The sequence below is a fragment of the uncultured Maricaulis sp. genome, assembly GCF_963976135.1.
GTDB lineage: Bacteria > Pseudomonadota > Alphaproteobacteria > Caulobacterales > Maricaulaceae > Maricaulis.
Genome location: NZ_CAXBKN010000178.1, coordinates 1 through 2,382 on the forward strand (window position 1 = coordinate 1; position 2,382 = coordinate 2,382).

Below are 2,382 nucleotides of genomic sequence, written 5' to 3' on the forward strand. Positions count from 1 at the left end.
ACAGGGGCGCGGTATCGCCGACTTCCGGCGCAGCGAAGGCTGGCGCGGCGAGGCAGGCAGTGACGGCAAGGCTGGCGAGGAAATGGCGCATGATGAACTCCAGGGGTTGGGGCGGGGATATCCTACCGCATAAATGCGCCCTGCCCGATTCATTGCAAGACCACGTGGTCAATCAGGCCGCTCGCTCACCAAAAGGTGAGCGGATTGGCCTAGTTGTCGTCCATCTTCAGCGCCGCGATGAAGGCTTCCTGCGGGATATCGACCTTGCCGAACTGGCGCATCTTCTTCTTGCCGGCCTTTTGCTTGTCCAGCAGCTTGCGCTTGCGGGTGGCATCGCCGCCATAGCATTTCGCGGTGACATCCTTGCGCATCGCCGAGAGGGTTTCGCGGGCGACAATGCGGCCACCGATCGCGGCCTGGATCGGGATCTTGAACATGTGGCGCGGGATCAGGTCCTTGAGCTTTTCGCACATGGCACGGCCACGCTGTTCGGCCCGGCCGCGATGCACCACCATGGAAAGCGCATCGACCGGCTCGTCATTGACCAGGATCGACATGCGCACGAGATCGCCCTCGCGATTGTCGATCCAGTGATAATCGAAGCTGGCATAACCCTTGGAGATGGATTTCAGCCGATCATAGAAATCGAACACGACTTCATTGAGCGGCAATTCATAGATCAGCATGGCGCGGCTGCCGGCATAGGTCAGCTCGAGCTGATTGCCGCGGCGGTCCTGGCACAGCTTGAGCACACTGCCGAGATATTCGTCGGGCACCAGGATGGTCGCCTTGATCCAGGGCTCGGCGATCGACTTGATCTTCATCACATCGGGCATGTCGGCCGGATTGTGCAGATCAATCGTGGTGCCGTCGGTGAGATCGATCTTGTAGACCACGGAGGGTGCCGTGGTGATCAGCTCGATATTGTATTCACGCTCGAGGCGTTCGCGGATGACTTCCAGGTGCAACAGGCCGAGGAAGCCGCAGCGGAAACCGAAGCCGAGCGCGGCCGAGGTCTCCATCTCATAGGAGAAGCTGGCATCATTGAGGGCGAGGCGTTCGATCGCTTCGCGCATATCCTCGAACTCGGCACTGTCGACCGGGAAGAGGCCACAGAAGACCACTGGCTGGGCCGGTTTGAAGCCCTTCAGGGCCTGCTCGCAGGGGCGGCGGTCATCGGTGATCGTGTCGCCGACGCGGGCATCGCGCACCTGTTTGATCGAGGCATTGAGATAGCCCAGCTCACCAGGGCCGAGGCTGTCAATCGCTTCCTTCTTGGGCCGGAAGACGCCGACACCATCGACGGGATAGGCCCCGCCCGAACGCATCAGGCGAACCTTCATGCCTTTTTTCAGCGTGCCCTCGACGACCCGCACCAGACAGATGACGCCGAGATAGGCATCATACCAGCTATCGACCAGCATCGCCTTGAGCGGCGCGTTCGGGTCGCCATGCACCGGGGGCGGCAGGCGTTTCACCACAGCCTCGAGCACGTCCTCGATGCCGAAACCGGTCTTGGCGGAAATCTCGACCGCCTCGGAGGCATCGATGCCGATCACATCCTCGATCTGTTCCTTGACGCGCGGCACATCGGCGGCCGGCAGATCGATCTTGTTGAGCACGGGGACGATCTCGTGATCGACCTCGATCGCCTGATAGACATTCGCCAGCGTCTGCGCCTCGACGCCCTGGGAGGCGTCGACAACGAGCAGTGAGCCTTCGCAGGCGGCGAGCGAGCGATTGACCTCATAGGCGAAATCGACATGGCCGGGGGTGTCGATCAGATTGAGGATATAGGTCTTGCCATCCTTGGCCGGGTAGTCGAGGCGCACGGTCTGGGCCTTGATGGTAATGCCCCGCTCGCGCTCGAGCTCCATATTGTCGAGCACCTGCTCCTTCATCTCACGATTGGTCAGCCCGCCCGTGTACTGGATCAGGCGGTCGGCCAGGGTGGATTTGCCGTGGTCGATATGGGCCACGATGGAGAAATTGCGGATCAGGGATTGGTCAGTGCTCATGGGCGGGGAGGTAGCATTGACTGACCGTGCGGCCAAGCGGGATGGGCTGTTTGCTTTATGCGCACCGGAAAATCTCCACGCCGCGAGCGGCTGGAGGGATAGGAGGTGTGCGGGACGCGGCAAATGCCGTTTAGCGCAATAAGTGAGTGAGACATTCGAAACGTCCCGCCAAGTCTTCCTGGAAAAAGATGGGAGATTTACTCGGACGCCTTGCGGCCCCCGCCTCGAAACCGGAGTGGATCATGCGGTCGAGCTTTGTGCCGCCTTCCTCTCCGATGGCCACGCCGGGGCTCGGGGTGTCAAACCTCCGCCCGGACGAGCTCCACGCTCCCGGCCGCCGCAAATGACTGAGCTCACGCCTCCC

At 61.5% G+C, this 2,382-nt stretch carries 1 protein-coding gene; it reads right to left on the reverse strand.

Features of this window, described 5'->3' with window-relative positions; translation table 11 throughout:
* Positions 1–209: 209 nt before the first annotated feature.
* The gene (gene lepA, locus AAC023_RS14340) at positions 210–2,018 is read right to left on the reverse strand and encodes a translation elongation factor 4 (RefSeq protein WP_339741968.1); all 1,809 of its coding nucleotides are present in this window, start codon (positions 2,016–2,018) and stop codon (positions 210–212) included.
* Positions 2,019–2,382 lie beyond the last annotated feature (364 nt).